This window comes from Deinococcus metalli (assembly GCF_014201805.1).
Lineage (GTDB): Bacteria > Deinococcota > Deinococci > Deinococcales > Deinococcaceae > Deinococcus > Deinococcus metalli.
The window spans coordinates 131027-148142 of the sequence record NZ_JACHFK010000010.1 but is presented as its reverse complement, the minus strand read 5'-3'; the positions used below and the strand labels follow the sequence as shown (position 1 = coordinate 148142).

General features: G+C 67.9%; 13 protein-coding genes and 1 pseudogene. 11 read left to right on the top strand and 3 right to left on the bottom strand.

The genetic code is table 11. The annotated features are described in order from the left end of the window. Nucleotides 1-14: 14 nt before the first annotated feature. Together HNQ07_RS17715 and HNQ07_RS17710 are read right to left on the bottom strand one after the other, a co-directional pair. Nucleotides 15-350: a hypothetical protein gene (locus HNQ07_RS17715; protein ID WP_184114212.1), complete on the bottom strand. Its 336-nt coding sequence runs from the start codon at nt 348-350 to the stop codon at nt 15-17. Continuing rightward, nucleotides 347-781, bottom strand: coding sequence for a hypothetical protein (locus HNQ07_RS17710; protein WP_184114210.1), 435 nt, complete (start codon nt 779-781; stop codon nt 347-349). The genes HNQ07_RS17715 and HNQ07_RS17710 overlap by 4 nt, the downstream gene beginning before the upstream one ends. An 89-nt stretch (nt 782-870) precedes the next feature. On the opposite strand from HNQ07_RS17710, the gene HNQ07_RS17705 reads away from it, so the two are divergent. The 10 genes and pseudogenes from HNQ07_RS17705 (at nt 871) to HNQ07_RS17660 (ending at nt 12768) form a co-directional block, all read left to right on the top strand. After that, nucleotides 871-1500: a LexA family protein gene (locus HNQ07_RS17705; protein WP_184114207.1), complete on the top strand. Its 630-nt coding sequence runs from the start codon at nt 871-873 to the stop codon at nt 1498-1500. Further along, on the top strand, nt 1497-2762 hold the full coding sequence (locus HNQ07_RS17700) for a Y-family DNA polymerase (RefSeq protein ID WP_229832109.1): 1266 nt from the start codon (nt 1497-1499) through the stop codon (nt 2760-2762). The genes HNQ07_RS17705 and HNQ07_RS17700 overlap by 4 nt, the downstream gene beginning before the upstream one ends. Next, nucleotides 2759-3004, top strand: coding sequence for a hypothetical protein (locus tag HNQ07_RS17695; protein WP_184114205.1), 246 nt, complete (start codon nt 2759-2761; stop codon nt 3002-3004). The genes HNQ07_RS17700 and HNQ07_RS17695 overlap by 4 nt, the downstream gene beginning before the upstream one ends. Continuing rightward, nucleotides 3004-6147, top strand: a complete 3144-nt coding sequence (dnaE, locus tag HNQ07_RS17690) for a DNA polymerase III subunit alpha (protein WP_184114203.1) — start codon at nt 3004-3006, stop codon at nt 6145-6147. The genes HNQ07_RS17695 and dnaE overlap by 1 nt, the downstream gene beginning before the upstream one ends. 104 nt (nt 6148-6251) lie before the next feature. Further along, nucleotides 6252-7081 (top strand): annotated as a pseudogene (locus tag HNQ07_RS17685) (IS5 family transposase). Nucleotides 7082-7165: 84 nt separating this feature from the next. After that, nucleotides 7166-8188 (top strand): LacI family DNA-binding transcriptional regulator, encoded by a 1023-nt coding sequence (locus HNQ07_RS17680; protein WP_184114201.1) that lies wholly within the window; start codon nt 7166-7168, stop codon nt 8186-8188. A 66-nt stretch (nt 8189-8254) separates the two neighbouring features. Beyond that, nucleotides 8255-9529, top strand: coding sequence for an ABC transporter substrate-binding protein (locus HNQ07_RS17675; RefSeq protein WP_184114199.1), 1275 nt, complete (start codon nt 8255-8257; stop codon nt 9527-9529). Nucleotides 9530-9645: 116 nt separating this feature from the next. Continuing rightward, complete coding sequence (locus tag HNQ07_RS17670; protein WP_221275181.1) at nt 9646-10518, top strand: carbohydrate ABC transporter permease; 873 nt, start codon at nt 9646-9648, stop codon at nt 10516-10518. 7 nt (nt 10519-10525) lie between these two features. Then, a complete protein-coding gene (locus HNQ07_RS17665) occupies nt 10526-11350 on the top strand; it encodes a carbohydrate ABC transporter permease (protein ID WP_184114197.1) in 825 nt (274 codons plus the stop codon). 5 nt (nt 11351-11355) lie between these two features. Further along, entirely contained in the window at nt 11356-12768 is a 1413-nt protein-coding gene (locus tag HNQ07_RS17660) for a glycoside hydrolase family 32 protein (protein ID WP_184114195.1), read from the top strand. Between the two features lie 536 nt (nt 12769-13304). Here the strand turns inward: HNQ07_RS17660 and HNQ07_RS17655 are convergent. Next, the gene (locus tag HNQ07_RS17655) at nt 13305-13502 is read right to left on the bottom strand and encodes a hypothetical protein (RefSeq protein ID WP_184114193.1); all 198 of its coding nucleotides are present in this window, start codon (nt 13500-13502) and stop codon (nt 13305-13307) included. Nucleotides 13503-13583: 81 nt separating this feature from the next. Here HNQ07_RS17655 and HNQ07_RS17650 point away from each other — a divergent pair, with 81 nt between their 5' ends. Further along, nucleotides 13584-16898: an AAA family ATPase gene (locus tag HNQ07_RS17650; protein ID WP_184114191.1), complete on the top strand. Its 3315-nt coding sequence runs from the start codon at nt 13584-13586 to the stop codon at nt 16896-16898. The last annotated feature ends 218 nt before the right edge of the window (nt 16899-17116 follow it).

The following is a 17116-nucleotide window of genomic DNA, read 5'->3' as shown; positions in this document are numbered from 1 at the left end:
CAGCGGCTGTGACATCAGGTGGTGGGCCCGTGGTGTGCTTGCGCAAGCCAGTCCAGCGCGAAGGTCGTCGGCTGGATGCGTGGCCACAGATCGTCGTGCAGGGGCACTGGGCCATCCCACCGCCAGGGGCCGGTGTACAGCGGCACCACGCTATCCCGGCAGGCGGTCGAGCGCATGACACTCAGATCGGCACCATAGCGGTCAAGGACATAGCGCCACAGCGCGTCCACTGCGTCTGGGTTGATCTCATGGTGCGCGGGAATGACCAGCACGAGGGTTGGTTTGATGTCTTCCAGAGGGGATCCGTTGCCTCTCTGCCTGCGCCTGGCGTTGCGGCGACCGGCGCTCATCCGTCGAGGTCGCTCAGGCCTTCGAATGCCTGGTCGACCCACCCCTGCACCCTGCTCTGGACGGCACTCGCCTTCTCGCCGAAGTTGCCGTTCACCCGGATGCCCGGCACGCGCGACGCCGTGATCAGCAGTTCAGTGTGACTCCCGTGGTGGTCAACGATCTGACGTTCCAGAACCGGCCGGATGGCCGCGATGATCCGGTCCATGTCAGGAGCGGGGTCACGCACGGGTTTGCCCTTCTCGTAGCGCACCTGGGGGGCAGGCATGGCCAGGCGCACCTCGATCCGCCGCGTGTAGGTCGGCTCCAAGGCCCCACTCGGCTGATCCTCCTCGCGGTTCAAGGGCGCTCCCAGCGGCTCCAGTTCAGGAGCCACGTCCTGGCCGTCCAAATCCGGCGCCGCCTTGATTCTGTCGTGAGACGACTTTGTCATAAGATTTCACCTCGCAGATAGGTTGACACGAGTTAACCCCTGAATGCAATCTGGAGCATGAGGCCCCTCCCCCTCCCCGAGGTCACGCCATGCCCCCCGAACTCACCCCCACCCGCCTCCAGCTCCTGAGCGTGATCCTGCGCCTCGGATCCCGCGCCACCCTCACGCAGGTCGCCCGCGACCGCGGTGTCAGCAAACCCGCCATCTCCAAGCAGATCGCCGCGCTGCAGACCCTGGGCTACCTCGAGGCCAACCCCGACCGCTACGGTCCCCTGACGCTGACCGACCTCGCCCGCCGCACGCTGGACGTCGGCATCCCCATCTACGGACAGATCGCCGCCGGCCGGCCGACCCTCGCTGACCAGGCCCCCGACGACCGCACGCCCGACCTCGAGACGCTGCTCGGCATGCGCGACGGGGACTTCCTGCTGCGGGTCACCGGCGACAGCATGACCGGCATCGGCGTGCTCGACGGCGATTACGTGATCATCCGCCCTACCGAACAGGTCAACGACGGTGAGGTCGCGGTCGTCCTGATTCCCGGTGACAACGCCGCGACCCTCAAGCGCCTGTACCACTTCGGGCAGGACATCATCCTGCGCTCGGAGAACCCGGCCATGGTGCAGATGAGCTTCCCGGCGGATCAGGTGCGGGTGCAGGGCCGCATGGTCGGCCGGGTGGGGGTCGGCGTGCCGCGCGTGAGCGCCCGGCGGGAGTGAGCGCGGTGTCCGGCCAGACGCGCGTCGCCTGCGTCCTGCTCGCGCCGTGGGTCCTGACGCTGGTCGAGCGCGAGCACCCCGGTTTGCCGGTGGCGGTGTTGAACGAGGCCGGGAAGGTCGTGCACGCTAACGCCGCGGCGACGCTCAGCGGCGTGAACGTGGGCATGAAGGAGGCGGCCGCGCTCTCCCGCTGCCCGGAGCTGCACGCCGAGGTGGTGAGGGCCCCCAGCGCCCAGGCCGCGTGGACGGAACTGCTCGAGACGCTGTATGCGCGGTACTCCGACCGGGTGGAGGGCCGGGAGCCGGGCGTCGCCTACCTGGCGCTGGGTGTCCAGGGGGCACGTGACCTCGCTGCGGCGCTCCACGCTCCGGTGGGTCACGCTGGCAGCGTGGAGGTCGCGCACCTCGCCGCACTGCGCGCCAGACCGGGTGAGGTGCGCGAGGTCGCATCACAGCCGGCTGGAAAGGCGGAAGAGGCGTTCCTGGCCCTGACGCCCCTCGAGCATCTCCCTGCCCTGGGGCTCACGCCCGCCCATGTCGAGCGCCTGCGCTTCCTGGGCCTACGGGGTCTGGCCGACCTGCTGAAGTGGAGCGCGGCCCAGCGCGAGGCGTTCCTCGGTGTGGATATCGCCAGGGGGCTGCAGCGCTTTCTGAAAGGCCAGCGGACAACAGTCGTGGGCCGGCACACGCCCGGCCAGGTCATCGAGGCCAGCCTGAGCACCGATCAGCCGCTGATGGAGCCGGGCGAGGCCCAGGCGGCCCTCGCGGAACTCGTCCCCATCGTCTGGGCCGAGCTGCGGGGGCGGACGTGCGCGTACCTCACCCTGCACGCGGACACCATGGGAGGGCGGCTCAGCGTCACCAGGCGGCTCAAGTGGCCACTTGATGGGACCGGCCTGGAACGGCTGGTAGTGCAGGGGCTCCAGAGCTCCGACGCGCTCTCCCTGGGCGTGGACCGGATCACCGTGCAGCTGAGCGGCCTCGCGCAGCCCTCGCGGATGGTCAGCCTGTGGACGGGCGTGGCCGAGTTGCAGGTCACGACCGACGTCCTGCAGCGCTTTCCCGACGCGCTGGTCAAGGTGCACTGGCTGGATCCCTTCGCGTACATCGCGGACGCCCGGTACGAGTGGGTGGACTGGCTCACCGGGGAGGTACGGCCCACGCCGCTCACGCCTCCGCGGCCGGCACCGGCGAGCCGTGCAAGGCGCCACGAGACTGCCGTGAACCGCGTGCTGGCCTTCTTCGAGGGGGCTTCTCTGTGAAAGCGACGCAACAGGAGGTGCAGGTCACCCTCACTGGCACAGGTCAGCCGCATGTGCTCCTGCTGGACGGCCGAGCACTCCCCATCCGGGAGGTCATCGACCGCTGGCGCTATGGGGGCCGCTGGTGGCTGGGCGAGGTGCCCCGCGAGTGCTTCCTGGTCCAGGCCGGCCCCCTGACGGCCGAACTCCATCACGCGGCACCACCGGACGGGCGCTGGTGGCTCGCGCGGGTACAGGACTGATGGATGGACTGGGCACCCTGCTCGCGTGCCAGTCGTATTTCAGCGAGGGCCGCGCCACGGTCAGCCCGGGCCGACTGGTACGGCAGGCGAAGGCCGCCGGCTTCACTGCGGTCAGCCTGGTGGACTGGTGCAGCGTGGCCGGCGCCGTCGAACTCTGCGCGGCCGCGAAGGGCACTGGGATACGGGCCATTATCGGCACGACGCTGCCGATCCTGTTCCCCGGCCACGGCAACGCTCCACCAGAAGTCTTCCCGCTGGTGCTGCTCGCCACGAACCGGGACGGGTACGCGGCGCTGTGCCACCTGATCACCGAAGCCCGGCAGGCCGATCCCTTCCACGTGTCGCTGGAACAGGTGGACGTGGTCGCGGGAGCGTGCCCCAACGGCCTCGTGTGCCTCACAGGTGGGCGGCTGGGGTTCCCTACGGTGCTGGGCGAGCGCCGGGACTTGGCCCGGGCGACGGACCTCCTGCGGCGGTTACGTCTGACGTTCCGGTTCCGGCTGTACGTGCAGCTGTTTCACGGCGAGGCGCCGCAGGAGCGCCGCCGGCTCGCGTACCTGCGGGGCCTGGCACGCGACCTCGAACTGCCAGTGGTGGCCGCGCCGGAGGTCTGCATGGCCGAGGCAGAGGATTACCCGCTGCTGGACGCGTTGACGTGCGCCCGGCTGGGCATCGACGTCGACACGCCGCACGTCGAGCGGCCACGAAATGAGGCGCGGGCGGTCGGGACACCGGCGGACTGGGGGGCGCTCCTGCCCTTCCCGGACGCGCTGGAGAACGCCGAGAAGCTGGCCCAGGAGTGCGTGTTCGAGTTGCTACCCGAGAGGCTGCACAGCCCGCCACCGCTGCTGCGGCCGTTCCAGACCGCTCAGAACGCCCTGGAAGAGCGTGTTTACGCCGCCCTAGAGTTGTACCCACCTGATCGGCGCGTGGACGCCACCGTACGTCTTCGCCATGAACTGGACACCGTCGCTCAGCTCGACATGGCCGGGTTCTTCCTGACAGCGGCCGAGGTCACCGATTACTGCCGGCAGCACGGGATTCTCGCCGCCGGGCGGGGTTCGGCCGCAGGCTCCATGCTGTGCCACCTCCTCGGCATCACGCTGAGCGATCCCCTGAAGCACAACCTGCTCTTCGAGCGCTTCCTCCACACGGGGCGCACGTCCATGCCCGACGTGGACATCGACATCGCAAGCTCGCGGCGCGACCAGGTCCTGCGGTGGGTCGAAGAGCGCTGGGGCGCCGAGGGGGCGGGCGAGGCCATGGTCGCCAACCGCATCACGTACCGCCTGCCCTCAGCCGTGCAGGATCTGGGCCGGGCGCTCGGACTGCCGCCCGAACTGCGTGACCGGCTGAGTCGGGCCCTTGGGCGGGACTACCGGCACCACCGCCCCCACCGCGCGCGGCAGGCCACGGTCGTCTTCGACGAGGTGCTCGGCGACGCCCCCGTGAAGACCGCTCTCCTGAACTTGCTCGAGCGCATGGAGCCAAAGTTCGTGCGGCACCTCGCGCCGCACTCCGGCGGCGTGGTGCTGGGCGGCGAGGCGCTGACCCGCTACAGCCCACTGACCCGGTCCAGCGGCGGGATCCGGATGCTGACGTTCGATAAGGATGATGTAGAAGCGCTCGGCCTGATCAAGCTCGACCTGTTGGGATTGCGGATGCTCGCCGCTCTGGAGCGCGCCCGTGAAGAGGTGCTCCGACTGACCGGGACCTGGCTGCCCTTTGGTGACCTGCCCGATGATCCTGGTGTGTGGCAGGAGATCTCGTCCGGCGACACCATGGGCCTGTTTCAGATCGAGAGCCCGGCCCAGGTGCAGATGACGGCGCGGTTGCAGCCACGCGACATGACCCAGCTCGCCCACCAGATCGCCCTGGTCAGGCCCGGCCCGATCCAGTCCGGAACCGTGCACCCGTACGTGCGGCGCGCGCGCGGCGAGGAGCCTGTCCCGGAGCAGCCCGAACCGCTGAGGTCCATCCTGGCCGCCACGTACGGCACGCTGATGTTCCAGGAGCAGATCCTGCGGATCGCGGTGCATTACGCGGGCTACAGCTGGCCGGACTCCGACCGGTTCAGAAGCCGCCTGAGCAAGACCGAAGATGAGACGGAACTGACCGAGCTGAAAACCATCTTCGTCAGTGGGGCGGCACTGACCTGCGGAGCGTTCCCAGACGAAGCCGAAGCCGTCTTCGACATGTGCGCGGCGTTCAGGGGCTATGGGTTTGCCGAGTCGCATGCACACGCCTTCGCGCAGCACGCGTATGCGTCCGCCTACCTGCGCCGGCATCACCCGGCCGCGTTCCTGGCCGGGCTGCTGACCGAGGCACCGGGCATGTGGTCGGCCGGTACTATCAGCCAGGACTTCCGCCGGCGTGGGGTGCAGCTCAGGCCCGTGTGCGTGAATCGCTCAGGCGTGTCGTACCGCGCCGAGTCCGCGCGCGCCGTCCGAGTGCCGCTGACCGCCGTAGATGGCCTGAGTGCTGACACGGCGCGCGCCATCGTGCAGGAGCGGCTGGTGCACGGTAAGTTCTCGTCCGTCGAGGACTTCTACGACCGCGTGGCGGTGAAGCGCGATGCCCTAGAGCAGTTGGTGAAGGCCGGAGCTTTCGATGCCATCGACACCCAGCACAACCGGCGGGAGGCGTACTACGTGCTGCACACGCTCGTCAACGCGCGGCCATCTGGCACGAACAGCCTGCTCGTGCCGATCGTGGATCCCCCGACGCTCCCTGAACTGGCGCCAGGCGACGTGCTACTGCTCGACCTGCGAACCAAGGGAGTCAGTGAGACGGGGCGGCATCCCCTGGATGCGCACCGCGCGCGATTGCGTGATCTGGGCTGCGAGGCATTGGCTGGTCTGAAGCACGGCGCTGAGGTCTGGGCGGCGGGCGTGATCGTGGCGAAGCAGCGACCTCCGACGGCCAAAGGGTTCGCGTTCTACGTGCTGGAGGACAGCTCCGGCCGCGTGCAGGCGATCATCAGCCCGGATCTGTGGGAGACGCACCGTATCCTGCTCCGCGACGCGCAGGCGCTGATCGTGCAGGGGCAGGTCACGCGCATGGGGCGGGCAGTGACGCTCAAAGTCGGGCGCGTGACTGAACTGCCGCTGGGCCGCCTCCAGCCAGCCGACGCTGCGGACTGAGGCGCCTGCGTTTGGGCTCTGGCAACTTACGGCCCATGGAACCGGAGGAACTCAGGGGTTAAGCACGCCTATCAAAACCTTAGGTTGGGTGTGCAAGGTGAAGCATGGCCAGGCCTGTCATCAGCGACGAGCTGTGGCAGCGGATCCATCCGCTACTCCCACCTGAACGCCCGAAACCCAAAGGTGGTCGACCCCGGGTGCCCGATCGAGCTGCACTGGAGGGCATCCTCTACGTGCTCAAGACGGGCATCGGCTGGGAACACCTCCCACACGAGCTCGGCTACGGCAGCGGCATGACCTGCTGGCGACGTCTCCGTGACTGGCACGCGGCGGGTGTCTTCACCCGCCTGCACCAGGTGCTCCTTGACCGGATGGCTCAGGCGAATCAACTCGACTGAACCCGCGCATGTGTGGACAGTACGAGCGTTCCCGCAGCCCGGGCGCCCAAACAGACTCGAAGCCCACGGATCGCTGTCGGCCCGGCAGCACACGTCATGTGATCGTGGACGCTCTGGGGACACCACTGGCGGTGCTGATCTCACCAGCGAACCGGCATGACAGCATGCTGTTCGAACCCCTTCTGAATGCTGTGCCGCCCATTCATCACGGGCTGGGAGGCCGGCCCCCCAGCCGTCCGGAGCGGCTGCATGTGAACAAGGCGTATGACATTCCCCGATGCCGCCTAGCGTGCCACAGGCGCGGCATCACGGTGCGCACTGCTCGCCGGGGTCGGGAGTCCAGTGAACGGTTGGGCCGACACCGCTGGATGGTGGAGCGGACCCTGGCGTGGTTCAGCCGCTTCCGTCGGCTGGGGGTGAGGTATGCGGTGCGGGCGGACGTCCACTTGGCATTCACGCGATTGGTCTGCTGTCTGATCACGCTCAGGCAGCACCAACGGTGTTGTTATGCGTTCCAAGAGGAATGGGAGGGATAGGTGACCCCCTTGACACTTATCGACTCTTGGGGAATAATCGATCCAAACGAGATAACGTTATCTGAGGTGAAGATGTCTAGGACCGTGAAGCTGTCCGACGTCGCACACCACGCCGGGGTCTCGGTTCCCACTGTGAGCCGTGTGCTCCGGGGGGTGCCGAATGTCGCCCCCGAACTCAAGGCAAAAGTCGAACACTCCGTGACTGTCCTGGGCTACCGGCCCAATCGCCTCGCCAAGAGCCTGCGAGAACAACGCACCAACATCATCGGATACCTCACCGCCGGCACCGTCGCCACATTCCACAACATCCTCGCACAGGGCATCCAGGACGCCGCCATCGAACAGGGCTACGCGGTCATCACCGGTCACGGCAGCTCCGTCGAGCGCGAGATCATGTACGCGCAGATCTTCGAGGGCTACCAGGTGGACGGGCTGATCGTCGTGCCCTCCTCCGATACCGATCCCTACCTGGAAGTTGTTTCTGGCTACCTCCCCGTCGTCGAAGTCGACCGCACCATCGGCTCGTTCAGCTGTCACGCGGTGCTGCTCGACAACCGGGGGGCCATCGGCCAGGCCGTCGATCACCTCGTGGAGCTCGGACACCGCAACATCGGTCTGATCTACGGTGACGCGCCCGTCAGCACGGAAGTCGAGCGGCGTGAAGGCTTCCTGGAGCGCCTGGCCGTCCACGGCCTGCCCGTCAACCCGGCCCACCTCGCCTCGGACGTGTTCTCCGAGGACGGTGGCGTGCGCGCCGCCACTCACCTGCTCACGCAGAAATCGCCCCCCACTGCCCTGATCACCACTACCAACGAAATGCTGGCCGGCGCCGTTCAGGCCATCCGGCACCTCGGCCTGCGACTGCCCCACGACGTTTCCCTCATCGGTATGGACGACACCCGCTGGGCCAGACTGATGGACCCACCCCTCACAGTCATCGCGCAGCCCGCATACGACATGGGCTATAAGGCCGGCCAACTTCTTATCAAGGCTCTCGACGACTCGGCAGCACATCCCGCTGAACCCCGCGTCCAACGGCTTTCCGCTCAACTCATTGTGCGTTCCTCGACAGCGCCCCCAAAGGAGGCTTCTCCGATGACCTCTTAATTTTTTTCCGCACCGAGATAACGTTATCCCGTCATGAAGCCCCCGTATTCCGTCCCGGAGGACACCATGCGCCGTACCCTCACCATCGCTGCCGCCCTCACCGCCACCCTCGCCGCCTCCCTGGCTCAGGCCAAAAACATCACCGTGTGGGTCATCGACGGCACCTCCGAGCGCCCCTACTTCCTCCAACTCGAAAAGGCCTTCAACGCGGCCAATTCCAGCAAGGGCATCACCGCCAAGGTCACGCCCATCCCCAACATCAACGACGCCCTCAAGGCCGGCTTCCTCAGCAAGAAACTCCCCGACGTCATCATGCTCGACGGCCCCAACATGGCCAACTACGTGTGGTCCGGCCAGCTCGCGCCCCTCAACCCCTACCTCGACAAGGCCCTGTTGAGCGACCTGCTTCCGGCCATCAAGGACCAGGGCACGTACAGCCCGGACGGCAAGATGTACTCCATCAGCCCCTACGACTCCACCGTGCTGCTGTGGGGCAACAAGAAGTACCTGAAGGAAGCCGGCGTACGCATCCCCACGAGCGTCAAGGACGCGTGGACGCTCACCGAGTTCCAGGACGCGTTGAGCAAACTCAGCAAGGTCAAGGGTGTCACGTGGCCCCTGGACCTCAAGCTGAACTACAGCGGCGAGTGGCTCAGCTACGGCTTCGCCCCCTTCCTGCAATCCTGCGGGGCCGACCTGATCAACCGCAAGACCTGGCAGGCCACCGGCACGGTGAACTCCCCGGCCGCCATCAAGATCCTCACCACCCTGCAGGACTGGAAAAAGAAGAACTGGATCGTGCCCCAGAGCGGCGGCGACAACCGCTTCTTTGGCGACAAGACCGCGGCCCTCGTGTGGGTGGGCAACTGGATGTGGCGCGATCACAAAGCCGGCCTCAAGGACGACCTGGTGCTGATCCCCGCCCCAAAATTCTGCGGCAACAAGCAGGCCTCGCCGAACGGTGGGTGGAGCTGGGCCATTCCGGCCAGCTCGGCCAACAAGGCGGACGCCGGCACCTTCATCAACTTCGCCATGTCCACCAACCAGGTCGCGCAGTACGCCGACATCACCGGCTACATCCCCGCCCGCAAGTCCGCCACGCCCCTGAGCAAGGTGTACGGCAAGGGCGGCGAGGGCGAACTGATGGCTGAGCAGGCCGCCGCCATCGCCGTGGTGCGCCCTGTGCACCCGGCCTACCCGGTGATCTCGAAGTCGTTCGGGGACGCGGTCCTGAACATCCTGAACGGCGCAGACGTGAAGTCCGAACTCGACAAGGCCGCGGACGCGATCGATAAGGACATCGCCGCGAACAAGGGCTACCCGCCCTTCAACAAGAAGTAAGCCCGGGCGCGGGGAGGCACTGGCTGCCCCCCGCACGCTCACTGCCCTGCTCCAAAGGAGTGAACGTGCAGGACTCAACCACTCAGGTTTCCGTCGTGGGAGCCACGCAGCGGCCCATGCGCGTCCGCCAACCGATCGGCGAGGAACTGCTGCTGCTGGCGCCGGCCACAGTACTGCTGATCCTCTTCCTGCTGCTGCCCTTCGCCATGTCCATCTACCTGTCCTTCACCGACCAGCGCCTGGTCCCCAACCCGGTTCCCACCGCGCTGGTCGGCTTCGACAACTACCGCGCGATCCTCACGGACCCCGCCTTCTGGCAGGCCTTCCGGAACACCGCCTACTTCGCCCTGCTGGTCGTGCCGTTCCAGTGCGCGCTCTCGCTGGCCATCGCCGTCCTGCTGAACAGCAGCTTCCCGCTGCGGTCGTTCTTCCGGAGCGTCGCCATCTTGCCCCTGATGACACCCATGACCGTGGTCATCGTCATCTGGGCCGCCTTCTACCGCATCCCGGACGGCCTGTTCAACAACATCATCAAAGCCTTCGGGGCCTCGACCTACGTGGACTGGCTGGGCAGTCCAGTGTGGGCCATGCCGGCCATCGTGCTCCTCTCCGCGTGGGCCACGTTCCCGTTCCAGATGCTGCTGTACCTGGCGGGGCTTCAGGACATCCCACATGAGCGCTACGAAGCGGCGCGCATCGACGGCGCCAACGGCTGGCAGCAGTTCTGGGCCGTGACCTTCCCCGGACTGCGCAACACGAACATCCTGATCCTGATCACGACGACCATCCAGGCCTTCAAGCTGTTCACGCAGGTGGACATCCTGACGCGTGGGGGGCCGGTCGGCTCGACCAACACCCTGGTGCGGTACATGATTCAGCAGGGCTACACCAGCCAGCTGGTTGGGTACGGCTCGGCGGTGGCCGTGATTTTCGTGCTCATCGTCGGCGCCCTGGCCATCTTCCAGCGCGTCGTGGTCAAAAACGAGTAGGTGACGTATGAATGTCGTGCGACTGATTCTCGGTGTGCTCCTGGCCCTGCTGGTGCTCGGGCCGCTCATGATGATGATCTCCGTCAGCCTGAACCCGGACGAGGCCGCCATCAACAGCATCCTCGGCACCGCCAAGGCCTTCATTCCAACGGCGCTGTCCACCCAGAACTACCAGGAGGTCATCAACGACCCCTACCAGCCGTTCGTGCGGTACCTGTTCAACACGCTGTTCGTGACGGTCTGCACGGTGGGTCTGGGCGTGATGGTCAACTCGTCGGCCGCGTTCGCCCTCGCGTGGGGCCAGGGCGCGTACCGCAAGGTCTACCTGGCAATCATCATCGCCGTCTTCGTCATCCCCGGCGAGGGCCTGCTGATCCCCCTCATCCTGATGATGAGCCGCCTCGGGTGGCTGGACACCTATCAGGTGCAGATCGTGCCCTTCATCGCCAGCGCCTTCTCGGTCTTTCTCTTCTACCAGTTCTTCTCGAAGTTGCCCGCTGAACTCATCGAGGCCGCGCGCATCGACGGAGCGCATCTGCCGACCATTTTCCTGAAGATCGGTCTGCCCCTGAGCAAGCCGGTCATTGCCACCACCGCCATCCTGGGCTTCCTAGACATGTGGAACAGCTACCTGTGGCCCAGCCTGGTGACGCGCGGCGTGGAATTCCGCCCGCTCAGCGTGGCGATGGCCGCGTTCTTCAGCAGTCAGCAGTCGTACTGGGGCAACGTGACGGCCTTCGCCGTGCTGATGGCCCTGCCCGTCATCATCGTCTTCCTGATCTTCCAGCGGTGGTTCGTGGCCTCCGTGGTCGGTTCCGGAGTGAAAGGTTGAATGGCATGACCAAACCTGCCGTCCGCCAGGATCCCTACCGCCCACACGTGCATTACACGCCGGCCGCGAACTGGATCAACGATCCGAACGGCCTCGTGTACTTCGGCGGTGTGTACCACCTGTTCTACCAGTACAACCCGTACGCCAGCAGCCACGGCCACATGCACTGGGGACACGCGGTCAGCACGGATCTGGTGCACTGGCACGAACAGGACATCGCTCTGGCGGAAGGCGAGCACCAGATCTTCTCCGGCAGCGCCGTGGTGGACTGGCAGAACACCAGCGGTCTGGGCGACGGCACGTCTCCCCCCCTGGTGGCCTGCTACACCGGGCACACCAGCAGCAACCAGGCGCAGTACCTGGCGAGCAGCCAGGATGGCGGGACCTCGTGGACCCTCCACCCGGACGCGGTGCTGGACCGCGGGAAGCTGGACTTCCGTGATCCGAAGGTGTTCTGGCATGCACCAACGGCCTCGTGGATCATGGCGGTGGTCCATCCGGTCGAGCGGGAAATCGAACTGCTGCGGTCCACAGATCTGCGCGCGTGGACGTCCCTGAGCATCTTCGGCCCCGCGGGCGCGACGGGGGGCATCTGGGAGGTGCCAGACCTCTTCCCGGTGCTGGACGACGCCGGGCACGAGCACTGGGTGCTGAAGGTGGACCTGAATCCCGGCGGACCGTACGGCGGGTCAGGCGTGCAGTACTGGCTGGGCGACTTCGACGGTCAGACCTTCATGCCGCGCACGCCTGCCTGGTGGGTCGATCATGGGCAGGACTTCTACGCCGCAATCACGTGGCATGACCTCCCGGAGCGCCGGGTCTGGCTCAGCTGGATGAGCAACTGGCAGTACGCCCATCACGTTCCGACGGCGGCTGCGGGGTGGCGTGGGGCCATGAGTCTGCCCCGTGAGGTGGGGGTCCGCGTCGATCTGGACGGGCCGGTGCTGGTGCAGCGGCCTGTGCCCGAGCTCCAGGCCCTGAGACAGGCTGAGCGGCCAATATCTGCCGGCATTACGCCCTTCGAGACCGATCAGGCGCACGAGTTCCTCCTGCGCTGGCCCGGCTCCAATTCCTTCCGAGTGCAGTTGGAGTTCCGATCGGAGGCGGGCATCGAGGTGAGCGTGGAGGTCACGCCGCGCGAGGTGGCCGTGCGGCGGCCCGAGACCGCTGTCACGGCTGGGCTGACCGGGTACGCGGGAGAGCACCGCGCGCCTTTGCCGCCGATGGAGGATCACGAGTTACGCCTTTTTCTAGACGCGAGCTCGCTCGAGGTCTTTGTCGGCGGCGGCCGGGCGGTCCTGACCGACCTGCTGTTTCCCGCTCAATCCATTCGTGAGGTGTGGTGCATCACCGAAGGGCTGGATCATAGGGAGGCCATGGGCTCGCTGTGGCCCTTGAGCCCGACTTCTGAGCGCTAATTGCGAGATGGATGGCACCACGCGGGTGCGACAGAGGTCGACCCACGCGGAGCCCCCAACTTGCACCGTGACCAGTTACCACCGCCGTCGCCGTCGGCCTGCAGTTGGAACCGGAATCCGCCACCCAGGAAAAGGGGTCGGCACCGGGGTGCATGAATTGACCAGATCTGCATACCGCGCTATCTTAGAGAAATCAAAGGCGGCCTCCGGGTCGCCTTCTTCCATTGCACTCCTGGGTTACCGGCGTGCTCGCGCTTCCATCCAACACGTGTGGGCCGGGCGAATGTTGCTGCGTTTGCGCCCCAGCCCCTGCCTGGCGCGCCGCACCAGCCGCCGGATCTCAGCCGGCGTGTCCGAGCTCCCCATCCAGTAGGTTTCCGCCAGCGGCGCGACCCCGTGCACAAGGGCGATCACCTGCGGCGGCAGCACGTCCGCCAGCGCCACCAAAGCGTGAACGCCCGTTGCCGGTGGCGACGCCGAAGATGCGCTGGAACGGTGCGGCGGGCCGAATCATGCAGAAATCGGCCGTGACGCTGCTAGTGCAGGCCGCCGTGCTGGGCGACCTGCTCGCGTGACAGACTGGTCATTTCCAGATAGCTCACAGCGCCCAGCAGCGTGGCGAACGTGTGGCGGCTGTGATCCGCGTGATCGGTGACGTCCACGTGAGTGGCGTACACAGTGACGGTGAACTGCGCCATGGGCGGGCCCGCAGGCGGCGGAACGCTGGTCGGCATGAGTGAGGATGGCCTGCGTGCCGTTGCGGTCGCGTTGCGTCCATGCGGGCACGGTCCGGCTGCGCTCGCTAAACTGACCGCATGCTCATCACTCTCACCCGCGCGCCGGCCCACGTGAAGGACCGGCCGCCCATGCTGCTGGCGGTGCCCGCCCTGGGTGGTCCGCGGGAGCGCGGCGCACTGGCGACGCTGCTGTGGGAGGACTCGGCACATGCCCGCTCGAACCTGCGGGTGGAACTCTACCGCATGGCCCGCGGGCCATTCGCCGGCGCCCTGACGACGACCGGCATGCATGTGGACATCGCTGACGGCGTGGTGTGCGACATGGGCCGGGCACGGCATCTGGCCGCAGCGGGCGACGCGGCGGGCGCTCTCTCGGCCGCTGGGCCAGACGTGCTGCCCTGGGTGGTGGACGTGACCGGCGGACTGGGCGAGTGGTTGCAGGCGGTGCGGACCGACTGGACCGCGTTCTACCGCAGCGCGCTGCGCGACGCGGCCCAGCATGCGGAGCGCGCCGGTGACCACGCAGGTGCGCGGGCGTTCATCCGCCAGTGGAGTGAGCTCGATCCGCTGTCGGAAGACGCCCGGCAGGAGTGGCTGCGGCTGTGTGTGCTGCTGAACGACGCGCCCGAGGCCCGGCGGGTATACGCGGAGTGTGACGCCATGACCCGGCGGGAATTCAGGCGTGCGCCGCTGGTCACGACCCGGGCCTGGCTGGAGCAGCTCGGCCAGCTGGAAGCCGGGGTGGCCCGTGGGGTCACGCTGCCGCGCCTTCCGCTGGTGGGTCGCGCCGAGGTGATGCGCGCGTTGCAGGGCGGCCCGGTCTGTACCCTGCTGCTGGGCGATCCGGGGGTGGGCAAGACCCGCGTGGCGCTGGAGTTTGCAAAACTCGCGGACCGGGCGGTGGTGGTGTCAGGCGCAGTGGCCGCCGGCCCGCTCTCAGCCGTGATGTTCACGTTGACCGACACGGATGCCGGCGCGCTGTCCGGGCGCTCGAAGGACGCGATCGCCAGCCTGCAGGGCACGTCGTCAGTGCAGATGTACAGCGAGGCGGGCCGGGCAGCGCTGCACGACGCACTGGCCGGCGCCCTGGTGGAGTCCGCCGGTGCCCACGGCTGCGTGGTCCTCGACGACCTGCATGCGGTGGACCCTGCCAGCCTGGACGTGCTGGGCCTGATGCTGCGCCAGGTCGCGGCCCTGGCCCGGGGACGCCGGCCGAGGGTGGTGGCCACCGCCCGGGCCTTCGAGCTGCGCGGCAGCGCCGCCGACGCGTGGGTGCGCTCACAGCGTGCCGCCGGTACGCTGCGCACACTGGACGTCCCGCCGCTCTCCAGCACGGATCTGCTCGCATTGGTCCAGCACCTCAGTACCAGTCCGGGTGGCGCGCAGTTCGCCGCGGCGCTGCAGAAGACGACCGGCGGGAACCCCCTGTTTTTCCTCGAAACGCTGCGCGCATTGATCGGCAGTGGGCACATCCGGGTGGACGAGGGCGGGCGCTGGCATGTTGATTTCCACGCGGCCGGGGGCTACGCGCACCTGCCACTGCCACGCAGCGTGCAGGACGCCATCGTGGACCGCGCCGACCTGCTGGACCGGTCGGTCCGGCGGGTGCTGGATACGCTGAGCGTGCAGGCGCGCCCCCTGAGCGTCCACGTGCTGGCGCAGGCCTGCGGCCTGGGCGAGTGGGAGGTGATGGACGCGGTTCAGGCGCTCGAAGCCGCCGGGTTCGTGCATGAAGTGAGTGCCGGCGTGGCGCTGCGCCACGACCTGCAGCGCGAGGCGCTGCGTCACGCCGTGCCAGAGCAGCGGCGGCGGGGGCTGCACGCCACCGTCGCGAACGCCCTGGCCGCGGTCGGCACGGCGCCGCAGGAGGTCGCGCAGTGCTTCGAGTCGGGAGGGCGCCTCCAGGACGCCGCGCGGTGGTGGGTCCGGGCGGGCGACCACTCGCGCCGCGCGTTTGCCCTGGCCGAGGCGGCGCAGAGCTACGGGCACGCCCTGACGCTGGGGCTGGACGACGCCGCCGCCTTCGACGCGGCGCTCTCGCTGTTCGGCGTGCACCTGCACGCCCTGGGAGACGTGGAACGCGCGCGGAGTACGCTGCCAGCCCTGCGCTCACGGCAGCACGCGGCGGCGCTGGGGCCACCTCAGTACGCGCTGTGCGAAGCGCACATTCACCTGTTCGACGCTGCGTACGCGGACGTCCTGGCGGTCACCGAACAGGTGTTGGGAACGGATCTGCCGGACGCGCTGCGGTCGACCGCGTTGTACCTTCGCGGGAGCGCCCGGTTGAAGCTCGGGCAACTGGCCGCTTCAGAAGCGGACCTGCAGGCCAGCCGTGAGCTGAACCCCCTGTCCGGCAGCGGCCGGGCGTTCCAGGTCACGATGACGCTGGCCCACCTCGCGAGTGCGCGAGGCGACCACCACCTGGCCCGCCAGGAGGGCGAGCGACTGCGCCGACTGGCCCAGGTGATGGGCGATCCCACGTCCCTGACGCAGGCGGACGCGGTCGCCGGGGCCCAGCAGGCCATGGCCGGCGAATTCCCTGCGGCGCGTGACCTCCTGCGCCGTGCAGTCGAGCTGGCGGATCGCCACGGTCTGATGCTGCTGGGCGCCCAGGCGCGCGCCAACCTGGGCGGCGTTCTCATTGAGATAGGAGAGTACGCGGAGGCCGGCGCGACGCTGGCGAGCGCGTTGCCGCACATCCCTGAGCAGGGGCGCCCCACGGTGTTGGGGAATCTGAGTGTGAGCCGCTTTATGACCGGCGATGTCGGCCCTGGTTTGGCGGGCTACAGCGAGGTGGTCGCCCTGGCCCGGACGCGCGGAGAGGCGCTGCTGGTCCTGCGCCGCAGGGCCATCTTGCTGACGATGCAGGTCCGCTGCGGCGCGGTGGTGGACGACGGCGACGTGCTGGCCATGCGCGGCGAGGCAGCCGCACTGGGGAGCCGCGACGTCGATCACATGCTGCAGTGTGTGGCTATACAGTCTGCGCTGCTGCGCGGTCAGGACGCCAGCGACGCGGCCCGGACGCTGGCCGCCCTGACGCCGGACCCGGACGAGCTCGAGCGTCACGCGTTCACGCTGGCATGGAACGCGTTGCGGCGTGGCGACGCGTGTGGCGTGGCTCAGTACACGGCTGGCATGCCTGCGAGCGCCCGCATCAGTGCCGTGCGGCTGCTCGCCCGGCTGGAGGACGTGGATCCCGGCCGCGACGCGCGGGCGCCGGCCGTCGACGCCCTGGTGCTGGCGCATGCCCGCGCACTCAGGAACCACGCCGACGCGTCTGCGGAGGTGGCGGCGCTGCAGCAGGCGCTGGAGGCCTCGTGGCCCGAGCACGGGGGCGCGTTCAGCCGCCTGCGCGCGTCTCTGCTGTTCCCGGAGCGCGTTCGGGCACCCTGACCCGGGCGAGACCGGGGTCGCTCGGCACGCGGCTTGAGAATCAGGTCGTGTGCCAGATCGCTTCTGATCCGGCGTGGTCGGTACACCTGGGGGCAGTGGCAACGGCCGTTCGGGCCCGACAGAGAGGTTCAGAACTCGGGCGTGAAGCGCGGGGCCGTTCGGCGTTCATCGTCGTTCGCTGATCCATGCTCGCAGTCCTTCGCACCCTCGCTGTGCTG

Coding starts and splice junctions, on each gene's coding strand:
- HNQ07_RS17655 (WP_184114193.1), bottom strand. CDS start 13,502: ATGCCGACCAGCGTTCCGCCGCCTGCGGGCCCGCCCATGGCGCAGTTC.
- HNQ07_RS17650 (WP_184114191.1), top strand. CDS start 13,584: ATGCTCATCACTCTCACCCGCGCGCCGGCCCACGTGAAGGACCGGCCG.
- HNQ07_RS17715 (WP_184114212.1), bottom strand. CDS start 350: ATGAGCGCCGGTCGCCGCAACGCCAGGCGCAGGCAGAGAGGCAACGGA.
- HNQ07_RS17670 (WP_221275181.1), top strand. CDS start 9,646: ATGCGCGTCCGCCAACCGATCGGCGAGGAACTGCTGCTGCTGGCGCCG.
- HNQ07_RS17660 (WP_184114195.1), top strand. CDS start 11,356: ATGACCAAACCTGCCGTCCGCCAGGATCCCTACCGCCCACACGTGCAT.
- HNQ07_RS17705 (WP_184114207.1), top strand. CDS start 871: ATGCCCCCCGAACTCACCCCCACCCGCCTCCAGCTCCTGAGCGTGATC.
- HNQ07_RS17675 (WP_184114199.1), top strand. CDS start 8,255: ATGCGCCGTACCCTCACCATCGCTGCCGCCCTCACCGCCACCCTCGCC.
- HNQ07_RS17710 (WP_184114210.1), bottom strand. CDS start 781: ATGACAAAGTCGTCTCACGACAGAATCAAGGCGGCGCCGGATTTGGAC.
- HNQ07_RS17665 (WP_184114197.1), top strand. CDS start 10,526: ATGAATGTCGTGCGACTGATTCTCGGTGTGCTCCTGGCCCTGCTGGTG.
- dnaE (WP_184114203.1), top strand. CDS start 3,004: ATGGATGGACTGGGCACCCTGCTCGCGTGCCAGTCGTATTTCAGCGAG.